Genomic DNA, 18,498 nt, shown 5'->3' on the forward strand with positions numbered 1-18,498 from the left:
ATCGCGGCGTCCCCGCGATCTCGCATCGACCAGGAGGTCCCGTGTCCGACGTCGCCCCCGCACCCCGGCTCGACCGCTCCCGCCTCGGCGGCCTGCCGCAGCTGGGCGCCTCCGCCCCGCTGGACCCGGCGCGTGCCGGCATCATCCACCTGGGCCTCGGCGCCTTCCACCGCGCGCACGCCGCCGTGCACACCGCCCGCGCCCTCGCCGCGGAGGAGGGCGACTGGGGCATCATCGGCTTCGCGAACCGCTCACGCTCGGTGATCGAGCCGATGGCCCGTCAGGACGGGATCTACTCCGTCCTCGAGATGTCCGACGCGGGCACCCGCGCGGACCTGGTGGACGTGCATCGCGGGTTCGGCGTGATGACCGAGGAGCCGGACCGGGTGGTGCGCGAGATCGCGGACCCGCACCGCCGCCTGCTGACCCTCACCGTCTCCGAGGGCGGCTACTACGTCTCCCCGCGCACCGGGCGTCTCGACGTGGACGATCCCGCCCTGCGCGCCGACCTCGAGGGCGCCGGCACGCCGCGCACCGTGATCGGCCTGCTCGCCCGGGGCCTCGCCGCCCGCGCAGAGGGCGGGGAGCCGTTCACGGTGCTGCCCTGCGACAACGTCTCCGCCGCCGGTCGCACCGCACGCCGGATGGTCGAGGAGTTCCTCGAGCTCTCGAACGCCGGGAGCGACGTGCTGCGCTTTGTGCGGGAGCACGTCTCCTTCCCCGACGCGATGGTGGACCGGATCGTCCCGGCCACCACAGCGGCGACGAGCGACGAGGTCGCCGCGCTGCTGGGCGTGCGGGACGAGGCCCCGGTGCGGGCCGAGCGCTTCTCGATGTGGGTGGTCGAGGACGACTTCGCCGCGGGACGCCCCGCCTGGGAGCGCGGCGGCGCGATCCTCACCCCCGACGCCTCCGAGGTCGAGCGCTACGAGCAGGTGAAGCTCCGCCTGCTCAACGGCCCCCACTCCCTGATCGCGTATCTCGGGGCGCTCGACGGCCGGGTCATCATCCCCGAGGCCTTCGACCAGGACTGGATCGCGGAGGCGACGATGCGCCTGATCCGCGACGAGATGCTCCCCACGATCGACCGGCCCGCGGGCTTCGACCCCGACGCCTATCTCGAGGACCTCGCGCACCGCTGGCACAACCACGACCTCGGCCACCGCACCCGCCAGGTCGGCTCCGACGGGTCGATGCGGCTGCCGCAGCGGATCCCCGTCCCGGCCCTGCACCATCTCGAGGCCGGCCGCACGCCCGCGCTGCTGGCCCTCACGGTCGCCGCCTGGTTCGCCTGCGTCGTCCCGCCGCGCGGGTTCGACCCGGGCGAGCAGGCGCGCGCGATGACCGACCCCGCCCAGGCTCGTCTGCAGGAGGTCGCCGCCCGGGCGAGCTCCCCGGCGGAGCATGCGAGGATCCTGCTCGAGAGCGGCTGCCTCACCGAGGAGCTCGCCGCCCGCGAGGAGTTCACCGACCTGGTCGGCGCGCTGCTGACCACCCTCGTCACCTCGGGTCCGCGCGCCGCGGCCGCCGAGGCCCTGGACGCATCCCTGAAGGAGAACCGCTGATGAAGGCCCTGTTCATCCACGCCGCCGAGGACGCCCGCCTCGAGGACGTCCCGATCGTCGAGCCCGAGGAGGGGCAGGTGCGGCTGAAGGTCGCCTACGTCGGCATCTGCGGCTCCGACCTGCACTACTACTACAACGGGGCGAACGGCGCCTATGTCATCACGGAGCCGCTGATCCCGGGCCACGAGCTCTCGGCCGTGGTGGACCTGGACCCCAGCGGCGAGCTCGCCCCGGGCACCCCCGTCACCGTGCACCCGGCCCGCTACGGCACCAGCGCCCCCGGCATCGAGGACCGCCCCCACCTGTGGCCGGGCGGCGACTACCTGGGCAGCGCCTCGGTGACCCCGCACCGCCAGGGCGCCGCCGCCGAGTACCTCGTGATCGAGCGTGCGAACCTGCGCGTGCTGCCGGAGTCGCTGCCGCTGGAGCGGGGCGCCCTGGCCGAGCCGCTGGCCGTGTCCCTGCACGCGGTCACGATCGCCGGCGACGTGACGGGCAAGGACTGCCTCGTGCTGGGCGCGGGACCGATCGGCCTGCTCGCCGTCGCCTCGCTGCTGCACCGCGGCGCCGCCTCCGTGCACGTCACCGACGTGCGCCCGGAGCCGCTCGAGCGCGCAGCCGCGCTCGGCGCGCAGCGCACGATCCTGGTCACCGAGGAGACGCCCGAGGCGAACTCCTACGACGTGGTCCTCGAGTGCTCGGCCGCGCCGGTCTCGCTGTCCTCCGCAGTCCAGGCCGTGCGGCCCGCGGGGATCATCGTGCAGGTCGCGATCCTTCCCGACAAGGACATCCCGGTGAACCTCGCCGCGCTGGTGTCCAAGGAGGTCCAGCTGCGCGGCACCCAGCGCTTCGACACCGAGATCGACGAGGCGATCGCACTGCTCGCGGGCGATGCGCGCTTCGACGCCGTGGTCACCCAGACGATCCCGCTCGAGAAGGCGGCGGAGGCCTTCGCCACCGCGCGGGACGCCTCCCGCTCCGCCAAGGTGCTGCTGGCCCTCTGAGCCCGTCCGCCACCCGCCCGACCTCCCAGGAGACCCGCATGACCGACACCGCCCGCCCCCCGCTCCCCGAGCGCACCGCCGCCGCCCGTCTGATCGTCGTGATCCGGGGCCGTGAGGCGGACCAGTACGCCCCGGTGCTCGAGACCCTCGCGGGCGCCGGCATCCGCTCGGTCGAGCTGACGCTGTCCACGCCCGGCACGCTCGAGGCGCTGCCGGAGCTGCTCGAGCGATTCGGGGACCGGATGGACATCGGGATCGGCACCGTCACGGACCCGTGGGACCTCGCCACGGCCGTGCGGCAGGGCGCGCACTACATCGTCACCCCGATCACGCGGGCGGACCTGCTCGAGGCGGCCGCCGAGGCCGGCATCGCGATCGTGCCCGGCGGGCTGACCCCGTCCGAGCTGCACGGGGGCTGGGCCGCGGGGGCGGCGGCGGTGAAGGTGTTCCCCGCCTCGGTCGTGGGGCCCGGCTACGTGAAGGACCTGCGGGGCCCCTTCCCGGGGATCCGCGTGGTGCCCTCGGGCGGCGTGGACCTTGAGGCCGCGCGGGCCTGGCTGCGCGCCGGGGCCGACGCGGTCTCCGTCGGCGGGCCGCTGCTGGGCGATGCGCTCTCCGGCGGGAGCCTCGAGGCGCTCGCGGAGCGGGCGGCGCAGTTCGTCGCCGTGACCACGCGCGAGGCCGGGGCATGAGCGCACGCGCCCGCGTGGTGACCGTCGGCGAGACCATGGCGCTGCTGCGCAGCGGCACGATCGGCTCGCTCGCGCATCTCCCGTCGGTCGACATCTCCCTGGGCGGCGCCGAGTCGAACCTCGCCATCGGGCTGCAGCGCCTGGGGGTGCAGGCCGCCTGGATCAGCCGGGTCGGGGCCGACCCGCTGGGCACGCGGGTGGTGCGGGAGATCCGGGGCGAGGGCGTCGAGGTGCGCTGCGCGGTGGATCCCGAACGGCCGACGGGGCTGATGCTGAAGTCCCGCCCGACGGGCACGACCACCCGTGTGGACTACTACCGCGCCGGCTCCGCCGCCTCCGCCCTCTCCCCCGCGGACCTTCCGGGCGGCCTGATCGAGGAGGCGGAGATCCTGCACGTCAGCGGCATCACGCCGCTGCTGTCCCCCTCCGCGCGGGAGGCCGTGCGCGTCGCCGTGGAGCGCGCGGTCGGGGCGGGCACCACGGTGAGCCTCGACGTGAACCACCGCTCCCGCCTGGGCTCCGCCGAGCATCTCGCCGAGCTGCTGGGGGACGTGCTCGAGCACGTGGACGTCCTCTTCGGCGGCACGGAGGAGCTCGCGCTGCTGGCCCCGCAGGTCGACGGCAGCGATGCCCACGCGCTCCTGACCGCGCTCGCCCGGCCCGGCCGCGAGGTGGTCGCGAAGCTCGGGCCCGACGGCGCGGCCGCCCTCGTGGACCGGCGGCTGGACGAGGCGGCCGGGCATCGCGTGGACGTGGTCGACACGGTCGGGGCCGGGGACGCCTTCGTCGCCGGCTACCTCAGCGCGCGGCTGGACGGGCGGGACGTGGCGGGCCGGCTCGAGCGCGCGAACGCCTGCGGGGCGCTGGCCTGCACCGCTCCCGGGGACTGGGAGGGGGCGCCCGACGGCGCGGCGCTGGAGGCGTTCCTGCACGGCGGGGAGGCGGATCCGGTCTCGCGGTGAGCGGGGCGGCGCGAGGACTCCACGCCGGATCCTGTGCGCCGGTCAGCGCTCGAGGGAGCGCCTCGACCTCGCCTCGACTCCTCGGATGTGCTCCTCCACCGCGCGCCGGGCACTCTCCGGGTCGCCGGTGGCGAGCGCGCGCCGCACCGCGTCATGCTCGGCGAGGGATACCTCGACGTCATCGACACCCTCGGAGCCGAAGAGACGGAAGCGCTGCACATGGACGGGCAGCGAATCCAGCGCGGAGCGGAGGAACCTGTTCTCGCACGCCTGCCCGATGAGGGTGTGGAACTCGGCGCTCAGCTCCAGGTACTCGCGATAGTGCTCGTAGGCCGGTCCGACCTCCACTCGGCGCGACCGCTCCAGGTTCTCCCGAAGGGCGTCGTCGAGCCCCTCCGCGCCGGCGGCCTGGGCGGCGATCTCCGATTCGAGGAGCAGCCGCGCATGCATGAGCTCGACGACCTCCTTGTCGGAGAGGAGGGGCGCGACGGTGTACCCGCGCATCGGCGCCCGGACCACCAGCTGGGATCCGGCCAGTCGCCCGAGGGATTCCCTGACCGGGGTCTGGCTCACGCCGAGCCGTGCCGCCAGGGCCTGGACGCGAAGCGGTGCCCCGGGGGCGAGGGACCCGTCCATGATCATCTCCAGGAGTCGATCGTGGACCGCATCGGTCAGCGGAACCCGTGCGACTGTCTCATCGGCCATGATTCTCCTCGTCCCCGGCAGCAGCTGATGCCCCGCTGCGCCGGCCGGCGCCTCGGCGGAAGTGCTCGAGCACGACGCTGTGGTCCTGCTCCCCTTCTCCGGAGCGCACGATCTCGTCGAAGATCTCCCGCAGCATTCGTGTCAGCGGAGCATGTGCTGCGAGCCGCTCGGCGGCGTCGGACGCGTAGACGAGATCCTTGAGCTGGTTGGCGGCGCTCCCGCCCAGGCTGTAGTCGCCGTCGAGCAGCTTCTCCTTCTTCAGGGAGAGTACTGCGCTGGAGGCGAGTCCTCCCTCGAGCACCTGCACGAGCAGCTTCGGATCCATCTCCGCCCGTTCGGCCAGGGCGATGGCCTCGCCGATCGCGCTCAGAGTCCCGGCCACGACGACCTGGTTCGCGAGCTTCGCCAGGGACCCGGTGCCGGGACCCCCGAAACGGACGATCGTGCGGCCGAGAGGTCGCAGGACGGGTTCGAGCTCGACGAAATCCCGCTCCTCGGCGCCGACCATCAGGCTCAGGGTCGCGTTCCGCGCCCCGCGATCCCCGCCGGACATCGGTGCGTCGGCCACGCGGATCCCCCATGGCGCGAGGTCGGAGGCGAGCTCCTCCACCTGCGCGGGCGACGTCGTCGACATGATCACCAGGAGCGGACGGACACGACTCCATGCCTCCAGGACCTCCTCCGTGAGGTTCCCGCGCAGATGGGGCACATCGGGAAGGACCGACAGGATCACGGCCGCGTCGATCCGGGCCAGTTCGTCGCGGACCTCGGCGCCCTCGTCCGCGAACGGCAGAGCGGTCCCGCGGGTCCGGTTCCACACCTGGAGCGGGATCCCTGCGCGCAGCAGGTTCCGAGCGATCGGTGCCCCCATCGGGCCGAGTCCGAGGACCGCTGTCGTGCTGGCCATGACGTTCACACCTCGTCTTCATCGATCGCCCCGGGGAGGCTTCTGCCCTGATTATATATTGTGTACTATCTGGACCGACCAGACGTCCCACTGCAAGGAGGCAGCCCGATGGCGCTGACGCCCTACCCGGCATCCGACTTCCCGACCACCCCCACGGCGATCGTCACCGGGGCCGCGTCCCCGCGCGGCATCGGCCGCGCGACCGCACATCGACTCGCGAAGGACGGCTGGGCCGTCGCGGTGATCGATCTCGACCAGACGGCCAGCGAGGGCATCGCGACGGAGGTCGCCGAGCAGCACGGCGTCCCCACCCTCGGCCTCGGCGTCGACATCAGCGACGAGGAGGCGGTGGGGGAGGCCGTCGCCCGCATCGAGGCCGAGCTCCCGCAGATCGTCGGCCTCGTGAACAACGCGGGAGTCTCATCGCCCGTCCCGTTCCTCGAGGTCACCTCGGAGGAGTGGAAGCGGGTCATCGACATCAATGTCAACGGCACCTTCTACGTGACCCGCGCCGTCGCTCCGATCATGGTGGAGCACTCCCTCGGTCGCATCGTGAACATCGCGAGCGCCTCGGCACAGCGAGGCGGCGGGGTGTACGGCCGGGCGGCGTACTCCGGCTCCAAGGCCGCGCTCATGGGAATCGCCAAGACCCTCGCGCGGGAGCTCGGCCCCTACGGGATCACGGCCAACACCGTCTCCCCCGGCTCGATCGACACCGACATCATGGGCGGCCGCCTGACCGACGAGCGCAAGGAGTTCCTCCTGAAGGAGCTCCCCGTGGGACGCGTCGGCACCGTCGACGACGTCGCAGGAGTCATCAACTTCCTCCTCGGTCGCGAGGGCGGCTATCTCACCGGCGTGACCTACGACGTCAACGGCGGCTCCCACATCGCCTGACCGACCTCCCCCTGGGCGGGCCCTGCTGCCCTGCCCGACAGAAAGGAACCACGATGGAGTGGATAGAAGAGACCGGCTGGGAGAGCTGGCTCGGCACCGGCGGCCTCATCGGCGTCGCAGTCGTCGCCGTCCTCCTGCTTCTGCTGATGGTGATGCGCTTCAAGGTGCATGCCTTCCTCGCGCTCATCATCGTCAGCCTCCTGACCGCACTCGCAGCCGGCATCCCCGTCGGCAACGTCGTAGACACGCTCGTCTCCGGCTTCGGGAGCACGCTCGGGAACGTCGCCCTCCTGGTGGCCATCGGCGCGATGCTCGGTGCGCTCGTGGAGACCTCGGGGGGCGCACGAGCCCTCGCCGAAAAGATGATCGACGTCTTCGGCGAGCACCGCGCCCCCTTCGCCCTCGGCGTCGCCTCCCTGTTCATCGGCTTCCCCATCTTCATGGATGCGGGTTTCGTGCTGATGATCCCGATCGTCTACGCCGTCGCGCGGCGGCTCGGGATGAACTTGATCGCCGTCGGACTTCCGGTCGCGGCAGCGCTGTCCACCATGCACGTGTTCCTGCCGCCGCACCCGGGCCCCGTCGCCGCGACGGAGTTCGTCGAGGCGAACCTCGGGTACGTGCTGCTGCTCGGCCTTCTGGTCATCTTCCCGATCTGGTGGGTCTCCGGCCATCTCTGGGGCAAGGTCGTCGCGCAGCGCTTCTTCGTCGACGTCCCGGATGCGGTGTTCGGCGAGATGACCGGCGAGGAGGAGGAGATCGAGAATCCCCCGGGACCGGGGACCGTGGTGTTCCTCCTGCTGCTCCCGCTCTTCCTGATCCTCCTCAACACCGGTCTGGACGCCCTGGGCTCCGCCGGCGTGGTGGACGCCGAGGCCGGCTGGGTCGAGGCTCTCCGGATGCTCGGCCAGACCCCGGTGGCCCTGCTGATCGCGGTCATCGCCACGACGCTCCTGCTCGGGTTCCGCCGAGGCGAGAGCGGCACGGCGATCGAACGGACGCTGGACAACGCGCTCGGTCCGGTCTGCTCGGTCATCCTCATCACCGGCGCGGGAGGCATGTTCGGCGGCGTGCTGCGAGCCACCGGGATCGGTGACGCGATCGCCGACTCGCTCGCGTCGGTCGGCATCCCGCTGATCCTGGCGGCCTACATCATCGCCGGGGCGATCCGCATCGCTCAGGGGTCGGCCACGGTCGCCCTGACCACTGCTGCGGCGCTGGTCGCGCCCGGAGTGCTCGCGAGCGATCTGAGTCAGCTGCAGGTGGCGTGCATCGTGCTCGCCCTGGCCGCCGGCTCCGTGCTGGCGGGACACGTCAACGATTCAGGGTTCTGGCTGGTCTCTAGGCTCCTTCGGATGGACGTGAAGACGACCCTCCGCACCTGGACGGTGCAGCAGACCATCGAGTCCGTCACCGGGTTCGTGCTGGTCCTGGTCATCTACGGGGTCGTCTCCCTCGTCTGACCTGCTCCGCACGGGAAGAGGCGCCTCCGCGACATCCGCGGGGGCGCCTCTTCGCGCGTTCACCTCGACGGCGGGCTCAGCTCTGCGCGGCCACCGTCGCGAAGCGCGGATGCTCGAGGACCTCGGGATTCACGAGGTTCCTGGGGCTGCGTCCGGCGAGCACGTCGGCGACGCCCTCCAGGGTGCGTCGCTTGAGCTCGGTGTAGGACTGCTCCGTGTACCAGGCGGCATGGGGCGTGAGCACGACGTTGTCGAACGCGGTGATGGGGTGCGTCGCCGGCAGCGGCTCCTGGTCGTGGCAGTCGATGCCGGCACCGAGGAGGGCGCCGTCCCGCAGTGCGTCGACGAGAGCGTCGGTGTCGATGATGCCGCCGCGCGCCGTATTGATGATCACGGCGTCCTCCCGCATCGCACCGAGCTCCTTCGTGCCGATCAGGCCTCGGGTCTCGTCCGTCAGCGGGACGTGGACGGAGAGGACCTGGGACTGCTCGAGCAGATCCTCGAAGGTCACCGTCTCGATGCCGTCCTTCCGAGCCCCTGGGGTCGTGCCGCTGTCGTATCCGATGACCTTGTAGCCGAGCCCGGCGGCCTTGCGCGCCGTCGCGGTCCCGATCCGTCCCAGCCCGAGCACGCCGAACACACGATCCCGGAAGCCGAACAGCGGCTTGGCCAGGTTGACGTCGTAGGTGCCGGCGCGAAGGCTGCGGTCCAGGAGCGGGATGCCCCTGGCCAGCGAGACCGCGAGTCCGATCGCATGGTCGGACACGGCTTCGGTCCCGTAGTCGGGCACGTTCGTGACGGCGATGCCCCGGGAGGTCGCGGCGTCGATGTCGACGGTGTCGACGCCCACCCCGTACCGACCGATGGCGCGAAGACTCGGGGCACCGTCCATCACCTCTGCGGTGATCTGCGCGTACTGCACGAGGATCCCGTCCGCGTCCTGGATGTTGCCGACCAGGGTCTCAGGGGTCGACTGCTCGATGCGGAGCTCGAGGTCGCGTTCGGCGGCCACCGCGGTCTCGGGCTCGAAGGCATCGTGGTCGCACTCGGTGATGACCACCGTGCGGTTCGTCATGTGGAGGTTCCTCTCTCGTGGATCGTGCGGGGCATGTGCAGGCATCGGGGACCTCCCGATCTGCGAGGACGGTCAGCGCATCTCCGACACCGGGAAGCTGTCCATGTCGTCGAAGGACTTGTTCTCCCCGGCCATCGCCCAGACGAACGAATAGGCGGATGTCCCCACTCCGGAGTGCACGGACCAGCTCGGGGAGATGACGGCCTGCTGATCGGCGACGGTCATGTGCCTCGTCTCGTCGGGACGGCCGAGGAGGTGGATGACGCGTGCCTCCTCGGGGAGGTCGAAGTAGAGGTAGCACTCGGTGCGGCGGTCATGAGTGTGCGCGGGCATGGTGTTCCACATGGATCCGGGATGCAGGGTGGTCACCCCCATGACGACCTGGCAGGACTGCACGCCGCCCTCATGGATGTACTGGTTCAGCGTGCGGCGGTTCGAGGTCAGCGGGTCTCCCAGCTCGCGAACGTTCCCCTCCCCCGGTCCGACGAGCGTGGTCGGATGCGATGCATGGGCCGGCGCGGAGAAGACGTAGAAGCGCGCGTCGGCCGCCTCCCCGGAGGAGAAGGTCACCGTGGAGGCGCCGCGGCCGATGTACAGGCAGGCCCCGTGGGCGAGATCGTACGTCGTCCCGTCGACGTCCACCGTGCCCGCTCCTCCGACGTTCACGATCCCCGCCTCGCGATGCTCGAAGAACTCCTCCGAGCGGATCTCCGGAAAGCCCTCCAGCGCCAGCGGCTCGTCCGTGGGCGAGATGCCCACGAGCACCACACGGTCGTGATGGGTGTAGACCGCGCGCACCTCACCGGGGACGAAGAGGTCCTCCACCAGATATCTCTCGCGCAGCTCCGCCGTGTCCATCCGAGGGATGTCTCCGGGATGCGTCGCGTAGCGCTGTTCGATGAGATCCATGTATCTGCTCCTGTGATGAGTGGGGATGGGTGTCAGAGGCCCAGCAGCCCGGGCAGCCAGGTGGAGAGGGACGGCGTGTAGGCGACCAGGATGAGCAGGACGACAAGGGCGATGAAGAACGGCACCAGATGGCGGATCACGTCCTCGATCCTGCGATTGGCCACGCGGACTCCTACGAAGAGGACCGGCCCCACCGGCGGCGTGATCGTGCCGATCGACAACGCCATCACCATGAACACTCCGAAGTGGAGCGGGTCCATGCCGAAGGCGGTCACCACCGGGAGGAGGATCGGGGCGAAGATCAGCACCGCCGGGGTCGCGTCCATGAAGGCGCCCACGACGAGGAGCCCGGCGATGATGAGCCCGAGGATCACGTAGGGGTTCTCGCTGATGGCGAAGAGGCCGTCGGCGACCAGCGCGGGGATCCGGGCGTAGGACATGACCCAGCTCATGACGCTCGAGACGGCGATCAGGTAGAGCACGACCGAGGTGGTCCGGGCGGCATCGAGGAAGATCGGCTTGAGGTCCGAGATCTTGATCGCCTTGTAGACGAAGGACAGGACCAACGCGTAGAGGACAGCGATGCAGGACGCCTCGGTGGGGGTGAAGACTCCGGCCAGGATGCCGCCGATGACGATGACGATCAGCAGGAGCGCGGGCAGCGCGTCGAGCAGTACCTTGCCCCGCTGCCCCCAGGACGCCTTCTCCTGGACCCGCAGCTCCGGGCGCTTCCTGGCATAGAGGTACACGATGAACATGCACACGAGCGCCCAGAGGATGCCGGGGATGTAGCCGCCGACGAAGAGGCCGGCGATCGACGTGGCGGAGACCAGCGAGTACACGATCATCAGATTGCTCGGGGGGATGATCATCCCCGACGGGGCCGAGGCGATGTTCGTCGCCGCCGCGACGTTGCGGTCGTACCCCTCTTTCGCCTGCAGCGGCGCCATCGTCGATCCGACCGCCGCCACCGAGGCGACCGCGGAGCCGGAGACCGAGCCGAACAGGGCGTTGGCCGCGACATTGGTCTGCATGAGCGAGCCGGGTGCCCAGCCGACGAGCACCTTCGCCGCGTTGATGAGCCGCAGCGCGATGCCGCCGTTGTTCATGATGACGCCCGCGAGCACGAAGAACGGTATGGCGAGCAGCGCGAAGGAGTCGACTCCCCGGAACATCTGCTGGGCAGAGGTGAGCATGGCGTTGTCGAGGCCGATGGCGACGATCGCGGCGAGCGCTGAGGCGATGCCGACCGCGACGGCGATGGGCACGCCGATGGCGAGGAGCAGGAAGATCCCGACGAGGAGGATCAGGCCAATGAGGGTGGTGATGTCCACGATGTCTCCTAGAGGGCTTCTGCCTGCTCGGCCTCGAGGGGCTCCATGCGCCCCGCCCCGATCTGGACGAGGTGGTGGACGCAGTAGAAGAGGGTCAGGACCCCGGACACCGGGATCGCGAGATACATCTGCCCGGCCGAGACGGGCAGGGCCGGGATGGTCTGCCCCCACGCGAGCGAGGCGATGGAGCTGCCGCCGTAGACGAGCACGAGCGCCGTGAACGCGAGGACGAGGACATGGCTCAGCATCCCGACGACCTTCTGCGGCGCGGCCGGGAGCCTCCGGACGAGGAAGTCGACCGCGATGTGCCCTCGCTCCCCGAAGACCAGTGCGGCTCCGAAGAGGCCGAGCCAGACGAAGACGTACTTCGCGAGCTCCTCGGACCAGCCGCTGGGACTGTTGAGGATCTGACGGGTGAAGACCTGCCAGGCGACGGTGGCGACCAGCACGACGAACAGGCCGAAGCAGACCCATTCCAGTGCTCTGTCGAGCTTCTCCTTGAGCATGTTCATGACGGCGTCCTCTCAGTCCTCTTCCGCGACTGCGCGCACGTCGTCGTACAGCCGACGGGTCACGTCGTTGTCGAGGCTCTCGTCGACGAGCGGCTGGACCGCTTCGCGGAAGACGTCGAGGTCCACCTCGTTGAACTGGGCCCCCGACTCCTCGGCAAGCTGATGCGATCGCTCGATCTCCTCGACCCAGAGCTCGCCCTCCTCCTCGGTCGTGGCGAGGATGTCCTGCTCGAGGAAGTCGCGGCACTGCGGCTCCATCCGATCGAGCGTCCCCGGGCTGGAGATGAGGTAGTCGGGGAACATCAGATGCTGCGTGTACGAGTAGTACGGCGCGATCTCGTCGTGCGAGAGGTTCGCGTAGATGGACTCGTTGTTCTCGCCGCCTTCGAGGATCCCGGACTGGATCGCCGTGTAGACCTCGCCCTGCCCCATCGGCGCGCCAGACCCGCCCATGAGCCGCAGCATCTCGATATTGGTGTCCGACTCGATGACCCGGATCTTCATCCCGGCGAGGTCCTCAGGGGTCTCCACGGGCTTCACGGAGTTGTAGACGTTCCGGATGCCGCCGTGGAATCCCGCGACGACGGTGATGTTCTTGTCCTCGAGGGAGCTGAAGAGCTCCCCGGTGATCTCCGGGTCGTCGAGGACCTGGCGCTGATGCTCCTTGGAGTCGAAGACATAGGGCAGGTTGAAGACGACGAAGTCGGGATTGAAGTTCTCCATGAGGGAGCCGGCGACCATCGAGAAGTCGACGCTCCCCGCCTGGACGAGCTCGATCGTGTCGGCCTGCGGTCCGAGCGACTCGTTCGGGAAGACCTCGAGCGCACAGGCGCCTCCGGTCGCGTCGCGCATCCGCTCGCCGAGATGGCTGAGAGCCACGTACTGCGGGTGGCTCTCGGGCTGGTTGAAGGCCACGCGATACACCGTCTCGGCCTCGATGCCCGATCCGCCTTCGAGGATCGCGCTCTCGTCGATGGGGGTGAACTGCGCACATCCGGTGAGCGTCGTGAGCGCAGCAGCGAGCACGCCGCTCAGCCACAGCTTGCACTTCATCGTGTCTCCTTCGCGGGCACGTCATCCGTGACGGGCCCCGTCAGCGATCCGCTTCGCCGAGCATCGAGGAGATGCGTCCTCGATCAGGAGACGACGTCCGGAACCGACAGCTAGTTGATGCGGTCTTCAGGGGTGCAACGGCTTCGCACCGGCCTGACGCAGTTGTCAGAGCAGTTTCCACCGCGTGCGTTTCGTGTTTCAAAACGCTAGTTTCATCATGCGTTACAAGCATAGACTGTGCGAGCCGCCGACGGCAACGACTCTCGAGGAACCGGTTCTCGACGTCGGGGCGGCAGTGGACAGCCCCGGAGAGAATGGACCCCATGACGACGACGCCCTCCCCCGGCCCCTCCCCCGTCGGCAGCGTCGACAAGGCGCTGTCCCTGCTCGAGGTCCTCGCCGAGGCGGGGCCCGAGGGGATGACACTGCGCGACATCTCCGCCGAGAGCGGCCTGAACAAGGCCTCGGCACACCGGCTGCTGCGCGCGCTGATGCATCGGGGCTTCGCCGAGCAGGCCGCCTCGGACCAGACCTACCGCCTGGGGGCCGCGCTCCCGATGCTCGCCAGCCGCTTCGAGCGGGAGGAGAATCTGCCCGTCCTCATGGCGCCGGCCCTGGCCGCGATCTCGCAGGAGGTGCAGGAGCTGGTGCACCTGGGCCGCCTGGACGGGCCGCACGTGCTCTACCTGGACAAGGTCGAGCCCGAGCGCGCCCTGCGGGTGTGGTCGCGGGTGGGCAGCCGGGCTCCCGCGGCCCGCACCGCGATGGGCCGGGCGATCCTCACGGCCGACGGGGTCCGCGGTGCGGGGCTGGAGTCCTACGCCCGGGCGAGCGAGTGCGCCGACGGCGGCCGCACGGTGACGACGGCGCACCTCGAGGAGGTCATCGAGGAGGCGGAGCAGCGGGGCTGGGCCTCCGAGGTCGAGGAGAACGAGGCGGGGATCGCCTGCGTCGGCGTGGCGCTGGTGCGGCCGGGCGGGCGCTCACTCGCGGTGAGCGTCACCGGTCCGATCGAGCGGATGGACGCGGCGCGGCGCGAGGAGGTCGGAGCGCTACTGCGGGAGCAGCTGGCGACGCTCGCGCCGACGGGATTCACCGTCGCGGCGCTCGGCTGACGCCCCGCTCCTACAGCCCCAGCACCAACGTCGCGATCGTGAAGTAGATGATCAGCCCCGTCGCATCGCAGAAGGTCGAGATGAACGGGTTGGAGAACACGGCCGGGTCCGCACCGATCCGCTTGGCGAGCAGCGGCATCAGCCCGCCGACGATCGCGGCCATGATGCAGATGGACAGCAGCGTCAGCCCCATCACGAGCCCGATCGACAGGCCGTAGACGAGCCCGGAGACCACGAAGCCGAGGGATCCGAGCACCGCGCCGAGCACGGCACCGACGCGCAGCTCCTTCCACACCACCCGCGGCAGGTCCCGCACGCGCACCTCCCCCACGGCGAGCGCGCGCGTGACCGTGGTCGCGGCCTGGTTGCCGGTGTTGCCTCCCGTGCCGGTGAGCAGCGGGATGAACAGCGCGAGCACGACCACCTGATCGAGCCGGTCCTCGAAGATCTCCAGCACCTGCACGGTGAGGATCGCGGAGACCGCCAGCACCAGCAGCCACACGATGCGGGAGCGGACCACGCGCAGGATCGGGGTGGCGAGATAGGAGCGGGTCAGGGGCTCGGAGCCGCTGGTGCGGGCGGAGTCCTCGGCGTTCTCCCGCTCGATGATGTCCACCGCGTCGTCGACGGTGAGCACTCCGACGAGCCGCTCCTCCGCGTCGACGATCGGCATGGCCAGCAGCTTCGCGGCGAAGAACCGCCGGGCGGCCTCCTCCCGGTCGTCGGTCGCCAGGGCGCGGACGGCCTCGTGGGCGAGGTCGCCCACGCGCTCCTCCGGATCTGTCAGCAGCAGACGGCGCAGGCCCACCACCCCCAGCAGCACGCGAGAGGAGTCCACGACGGGCAGGAGGTACACGGTCTCCGCGTCCTCGCCGCGCTCGCGCACCTCGGCGAGCGCCTCGGCGACGGTCTGCTCGGGGCGCAGCGCGAGCACCTCCGGGGACATGTAGCGCCCGATGGCATGGCGCGGGTAGCCGAGCACCGCGGTGGTCATCGCCCGCTCGTCGGCGTCCAGGCCGTGCATGAGGCGCTCGGCGACGGAGGCGGGCAGCTCGTCGAACAGCGAGGCGCGGTCGTCGGGGTCGAGGTCTCCGATGATCTCGGCGACCTGCGGGGTGCGCAGGGCGGAGATCAGCTCGGCCTGGTGGCCGGAGCTGAGGCCCTCGAAGACGGCGAGCGCGCGGGCCTTGTCCAGCACGCGGAAGAGCAGGGCGGCCTCGGTCGCGGGGCGGGCGCCGACGAGGTAGACGAGCTCGCCGGTGGGCAGGAGCTGCGCCTCTCGGGCGAGGTGCTCGAGCTCGGCCTCGCTCTGCGGATCGGTGCGCAGGAGGTCGAGGACGGTGTCGAGAGCGGCGGTGGAGGTCACGGAGCCATTGTGTCCGACGTGGCCCAGGGCAGGCCCCGCTCCCCCTCGAGCGCGGTGTGCGATGCGCCTAGTCGTCCGCACGCGCGAGGCGAGACGGCCACCAGATCCTCTTGCCGATGTCGTCGGCCAGCGCAGGGACCAGGAGAGAGCGCACGACGAAGGTGTCGAGCAGCACTCCGAACGCGACGATGAAGGCGAGCTGCGCGAGGAACAGGATCGGGATGACGGCGAGCGCTGAGAACGTGGCGGCCAGCACGACCCCGGCCGACGTGATCACGCCGCCCGTGATGGCGAGACCTCGCGTGATCCCGTCCCGTGTGCCGTGCGCCTTGGCCTCCTCCCTGACCCGTGTCATCAGGAAGATGTTGTAGTCGATGCCCAGCGCCACCAGGAAGACGAAGCCGTACAGCGGCACGGCCGCGTCCGCGCCCGGGAAGTCGAGGATCTCGTTGAAGACGATCGCCGAGACGCCCAGCGCCGTCCCGAAGGAGAGCACGGTCGTGAGGATCAGGAGGAACGGAGCGAGCAGGGAGCGCAGCAGGAGCACGAGGATCACGAAGATCACTCCGAGAACCAGCGGGATGATGAGATCGCGGTCGTGGACGGCCGCGTCGTTCGTGTCGACCGCGGTGGCCGTGACCCCTCCCACGTACACCTGCTCGGAGATCTCGTGCAGCGGCCCGCGGAGCGCGCGCACGTCCTCCGCGGCCTGCTCGGAGTCCGCCGCTTCCACCAGGGTTGCCTGGATCAGCACGTCGCCCTGGGAGACCCTCGCCGCCGGCGATTCGCCGGGGACGAGCGACTCGATACCGCCGTCAGCGCTCAGGGTCGCGGTGGTGGACGAGGAGCCGTCGACCGTGATCGTCACTCCATCGATCGCCTCGCTCCCGGCGATCACCCCCGCCACCTCCTCCATGTCCTCTTCGGGCGTGAGGACGTACACCGGCGAGCCGGATCCTCCGGGGAAGTGCTCGCCGAGCGCGACCTGACCATCTCGCGCCTGGGACTCGCCGAGGACCAGGTCCGACTGCGGGACGCCGTCGGCGCGCAGCTGCGTCAGACCGGATGCGCCGACGACCAGCAGCAGGGTCGTGATGATCCAGATCGGTCGGGGGTGGCGGCGCACGAAGCGTGCCACAGCGGCCCACACCCCTCGTGCGGTGGCCTGGGTGCCGGAGGCGGACAGCTCGGGATCGTAGTGCGGACGCCGCGGCCAGAACGCGACCCTCCCCAGCGCGTAGAGGACTGCCGGGAGGAACGTCAGAGCAGCCAGCATCGCGAACGCGATGCCGATCGCCGCCACCGGCCCGAGGGTGCTGTTCGACCGCAGGTCGCTCAGCAGCAGGCACAGCAGGCCGGCGATCACGGTGCCGCCGGAGGCCAGCACCGGCTCGATGGTGCCGCGGAGCGCGACGCCGGTGGCGATGCGCTTGCTCCGGTTCTCCCGCAGAGCCTCGCGATATCGCGCGACGTAGAGAAGGGAGTAGTCGGTCGCCGCGCCGATGACGAGGATGAACAGGATCCCCTGCGTCTGTCCGCTGAGGAGGAGGACTCCGGCCTTCGCGAGCCACCAGATGGTGAGCAGCGCGGCGGAGAGCGCGAGGACGCTGGTCAGCAGGACCGCGATGGGGAGGATCACCGAGCGGTAGACGAGCACCAGGATGACCAGCACCGCCGCGAGTGCGACCAGCAGCAGCACGCCGTCGATCCCGGCGAACGCCTCGCTCAACTCGGCGGAGAATCCCGCAGGGCCGGTGATGTGGAGGCGAACCCCCTCCTGCATGCCGTCCGTGGCCGCGTCCTCGACCTCCGCGAGCACCTCGCCGGTCTCGGCATCCGGGTCCAGCGGCAGGATCGCCTGGACGGCGAGCCCGTCCTCGGAGGGTATGGCCGGCGAGCCGCCCTCCAGCACCCCGTCGACGCCGGCGGCCCGGTCGAGGCTCTCCTGCAGCTCGCCGAGCGCGCTCTCCGACAGCTTCTCGTCCGAGGTGAAGACGAGGATCGCGGGCAGGGAGTCGCTGTCCTGGAACTCATCGAGCCTGCTCTGGACGACCGTGGCATCCGCCGATTCCGGCAGGAAGGTCGTCTGATCGTTCGAGGAGACCTCCTCGACCCGGCCGAAGTAGGGCCCGCCCACGGCGGCCGCGGCAAGCCAGGCGACGATCAGCACGGCCGGTACGAGAACCCGCAGCCAGCGGGCGAGAGAGCGTGGCACAGGGGGGCTCCTGAAACTAGTTAGCCGAGGAAGTTATACGCTCAGCATACATATGCCCTGGTGTACGGTTTACGGATGGGCGATCGGGAGGACGGCGAAGAAGCGAGCGGCGACGCCGAGGGCGACGGGGCGCATCGATGGCTGTACGACCTCGACGCGACCGATCCGCTGTCCGAGCTCGTCTCCCGCGACCACGTGAGTCGTGAGGACATCGTCCAGATCGGTCGCCTGATGGGCGCCATGGCTGATCTGCGCCGAGCCGAGGAGGCACTGTCTCTCGCCGGCCGCGAGTACATGCGGCTCGGGACGACCGACATGAAGGCGGTCCAGTTCCTGATCGTCTCCGCGAACAAGGGCGGGGCGCCCACGGCGAGCGCCCTCTCCGCGCACCTGGGGATATCGAACGCCTCGGTGACGAAGCTGCTCGACCGTCTCGAGCGCGGTGGCCACATCGAACGTCTGGCGCACCCGACCGACCGCAGGTCTCGCACCATTCGACTCTCCGAGCAGACGAAGGCCGCGGCCATGGCGTCGATGGGCAGGGCTCAGGCGCAGCGATTCCACGCGGCGGCGAGCCTGACCGCCGACGAGCGCGAGGTCGTGACCAGATTCCTAAAGCACACCGCCGACGACCTCCGCGACGCCCTGGGGCGCTTCTTCTGATCGACGCCCAGCGATCGTGGTGACCGCGCTCGCGGCCGGGGCGCTGATCGCGCTCGGCCGG

General features: G+C 70.4%; 17 protein-coding genes. 8 read left to right on the forward strand and 9 right to left on the reverse strand.

All coding sequences use genetic code 11. From position 1 onward, the window contains the following. The first annotated feature begins 41 nt into the window (after positions 1-41). The 4 genes from A4A78_RS01660 to A4A78_RS01675 are packed head-to-tail and all read left to right on the forward strand — an operon-like array spanning position 42 to position 4,223. On the forward strand, positions 42-1,565 hold the full coding sequence (locus tag A4A78_RS01660; RefSeq protein WP_231880809.1) for a mannitol dehydrogenase family protein: 1,524 nt from the start codon (positions 42-44) through the stop codon (positions 1,563-1,565). Continuing rightward, the gene (locus tag A4A78_RS01665; RefSeq protein WP_062946702.1) at positions 1,565-2,569 is read left to right on the forward strand and encodes an L-idonate 5-dehydrogenase; all 1,005 of its coding nucleotides are present in this window, start codon (positions 1,565-1,567) and stop codon (positions 2,567-2,569) included. Before A4A78_RS01660 ends, A4A78_RS01665 begins: the two co-directional genes overlap by 1 nt. A 38-nt stretch (positions 2,570-2,607) precedes the next feature. Further along, positions 2,608-3,261 carry a bifunctional 4-hydroxy-2-oxoglutarate aldolase/2-dehydro-3-deoxy-phosphogluconate aldolase gene (locus A4A78_RS01670; protein ID WP_062946703.1) on the forward strand — a complete coding sequence of 218 codons (654 nt, stop codon included), beginning with the start codon at positions 2,608-2,610 and terminating at the stop codon, positions 3,259-3,261. Continuing rightward, positions 3,258-4,223, forward strand: a complete 966-nt coding sequence (locus A4A78_RS01675) for a sugar kinase (protein WP_062946704.1) — start codon at positions 3,258-3,260, stop codon at positions 4,221-4,223. Before A4A78_RS01670 ends, A4A78_RS01675 begins: the two co-directional genes overlap by 4 nt. A gap of 42 nt (positions 4,224-4,265) precedes the next feature. Here the strand turns inward: A4A78_RS01675 and A4A78_RS01680 are convergent, their stop codons facing one another. After that, a complete protein-coding gene (locus A4A78_RS01680; protein WP_062946705.1) occupies positions 4,266-4,928 on the reverse strand; it encodes a GntR family transcriptional regulator in 663 nt (220 codons plus the stop codon). After that, complete coding sequence (locus A4A78_RS01685) at positions 4,918-5,835, reverse strand: NAD(P)-dependent oxidoreductase (protein WP_062946706.1); 918 nt, start codon at positions 5,833-5,835, stop codon at positions 4,918-4,920. The genes A4A78_RS01680 and A4A78_RS01685 overlap by 11 nt, the downstream gene beginning before the upstream one ends. Before the next feature lie 108 nt (positions 5,836-5,943). Between A4A78_RS01685 and A4A78_RS01690 the strand changes: the two genes are divergently transcribed. Next, positions 5,944-6,732, forward strand: coding sequence for an SDR family NAD(P)-dependent oxidoreductase (locus A4A78_RS01690; protein ID WP_062946707.1), 789 nt, complete (start codon positions 5,944-5,946; stop codon positions 6,730-6,732). 53 nt (positions 6,733-6,785) lie between these two features. Next, complete coding sequence (locus tag A4A78_RS01695; RefSeq protein WP_062946708.1) at positions 6,786-8,195, forward strand: GntP family permease; 1,410 nt, start codon at positions 6,786-6,788, stop codon at positions 8,193-8,195. A gap of 76 nt (positions 8,196-8,271) precedes the next feature. Here the strand turns inward: A4A78_RS01695 and A4A78_RS01700 are convergent, their stop codons facing one another. The 5 genes from A4A78_RS01700 to A4A78_RS01720 all read right to left on the reverse strand — a co-directional run bounded on the left by A4A78_RS01700 (position 8,272) and on the right by A4A78_RS01720 (position 13,078). Next, positions 8,272-9,270 carry a C-terminal binding protein gene (locus A4A78_RS01700; RefSeq protein WP_062946709.1) on the reverse strand — a complete coding sequence of 333 codons (999 nt, stop codon included), beginning with the start codon at positions 9,268-9,270 and terminating at the stop codon, positions 8,272-8,274. Positions 9,271-9,342: 72 nt separating this feature from the next. Then, complete coding sequence (kduI, locus tag A4A78_RS01705; RefSeq protein WP_062946710.1) at positions 9,343-10,179, reverse strand: 5-dehydro-4-deoxy-D-glucuronate isomerase; 837 nt, start codon at positions 10,177-10,179, stop codon at positions 9,343-9,345. Positions 10,180-10,211: 32 nt separating this feature from the next. After that, positions 10,212-11,513, reverse strand: a complete 1,302-nt coding sequence (locus tag A4A78_RS01710) for a TRAP transporter large permease (RefSeq protein WP_062946711.1) — start codon at positions 11,511-11,513, stop codon at positions 10,212-10,214. Between the two features lie 8 nt (positions 11,514-11,521). After that, a complete protein-coding gene (locus tag A4A78_RS01715; RefSeq protein ID WP_062946712.1) occupies positions 11,522-12,025 on the reverse strand; it encodes a TRAP transporter small permease in 504 nt (167 codons plus the stop codon). A gap of 12 nt (positions 12,026-12,037) precedes the next feature. Next, entirely contained in the window at positions 12,038-13,078 is a 1,041-nt protein-coding gene (locus A4A78_RS01720; RefSeq protein WP_062946713.1) for a TRAP transporter substrate-binding protein, read from the reverse strand. A 323-nt stretch (positions 13,079-13,401) separates the two neighbouring features. On the opposite strand from A4A78_RS01720, the gene A4A78_RS01725 reads away from it, so the two are divergent. After that, the gene (locus A4A78_RS01725; RefSeq protein ID WP_197466608.1) at positions 13,402-14,193 is read left to right on the forward strand and encodes an IclR family transcriptional regulator; all 792 of its coding nucleotides are present in this window, start codon (positions 13,402-13,404) and stop codon (positions 14,191-14,193) included. Between the two features lie 10 nt (positions 14,194-14,203). Here the strand turns inward: A4A78_RS01725 and mgtE are convergent, their stop codons facing one another. Further along, positions 14,204-15,559: a magnesium transporter gene (gene mgtE, locus A4A78_RS01730; RefSeq protein ID WP_062946715.1), complete on the reverse strand. Its 1,356-nt coding sequence runs from the start codon at positions 15,557-15,559 to the stop codon at positions 14,204-14,206. A gap of 67 nt (positions 15,560-15,626) precedes the next feature. Continuing rightward, positions 15,627-17,774 carry an efflux RND transporter permease subunit gene (locus A4A78_RS01735; protein WP_062946716.1) on the reverse strand — a complete coding sequence of 716 codons (2,148 nt, stop codon included), beginning with the start codon at positions 17,772-17,774 and terminating at the stop codon, positions 15,627-15,629. A 75-nt stretch (positions 17,775-17,849) separates the two neighbouring features. On the opposite strand from A4A78_RS01735, the gene A4A78_RS01740 reads away from it, so the two are divergent. Then, positions 17,850-18,437 carry a MarR family winged helix-turn-helix transcriptional regulator gene (locus A4A78_RS01740; RefSeq protein ID WP_082835129.1) on the forward strand — a complete coding sequence of 196 codons (588 nt, stop codon included), beginning with the start codon at positions 17,850-17,852 and terminating at the stop codon, positions 18,435-18,437. Positions 18,438-18,498: the final 61 nt, after the last annotated feature.

This window comes from Brachybacterium sp. sponge (assembly GCF_001613775.1).
Lineage (GTDB): Bacteria > Actinomycetota > Actinomycetes > Actinomycetales > Dermabacteraceae > Brachybacterium > Brachybacterium conglomeratum.

Bases quoted from the DNA above. Each gene is read 5' to 3' on its own strand.
- A4A78_RS01690 (WP_062946707.1), top strand. From the start codon at position 5,944: ATGGCGCTGACGCCCTACCCGGCATCCGACTTCCCGACCACCCCCACG.
- A4A78_RS01680 (WP_062946705.1), bottom strand. From the start codon at position 4,928: ATGGCCGATGAGACAGTCGCACGGGTTCCGCTGACCGATGCGGTCCAC.
- kduI (WP_062946710.1), bottom strand. From the start codon at position 10,179: ATGGATCTCATCGAACAGCGCTACGCGACGCATCCCGGAGACATCCCT.
- A4A78_RS01685 (WP_062946706.1), bottom strand. From the start codon at position 5,835: ATGGCCAGCACGACAGCGGTCCTCGGACTCGGCCCGATGGGGGCACCG.
- A4A78_RS01675 (WP_062946704.1), top strand. From the start codon at position 3,258: ATGAGCGCACGCGCCCGCGTGGTGACCGTCGGCGAGACCATGGCGCTG.
- A4A78_RS01670 (WP_062946703.1), top strand. From the start codon at position 2,608: ATGACCGACACCGCCCGCCCCCCGCTCCCCGAGCGCACCGCCGCCGCC.
- A4A78_RS01715 (WP_062946712.1), bottom strand. From the start codon at position 12,025: ATGAACATGCTCAAGGAGAAGCTCGACAGAGCACTGGAATGGGTCTGC.
- A4A78_RS01740 (WP_082835129.1), top strand. From the start codon at position 17,850: ATGGGCGATCGGGAGGACGGCGAAGAAGCGAGCGGCGACGCCGAGGGC.
- A4A78_RS01695 (WP_062946708.1), top strand. From the start codon at position 6,786: ATGGAGTGGATAGAAGAGACCGGCTGGGAGAGCTGGCTCGGCACCGGC.
- A4A78_RS01700 (WP_062946709.1), bottom strand. From the start codon at position 9,270: ATGACGAACCGCACGGTGGTCATCACCGAGTGCGACCACGATGCCTTC.
- A4A78_RS01720 (WP_062946713.1), bottom strand. From the start codon at position 13,078: ATGAAGTGCAAGCTGTGGCTGAGCGGCGTGCTCGCTGCTGCGCTCACG.
- A4A78_RS01725 (WP_197466608.1), top strand. From the start codon at position 13,402: ATGACGACGACGCCCTCCCCCGGCCCCTCCCCCGTCGGCAGCGTCGAC.
- A4A78_RS01665 (WP_062946702.1), top strand. From the start codon at position 1,565: ATGAAGGCCCTGTTCATCCACGCCGCCGAGGACGCCCGCCTCGAGGAC.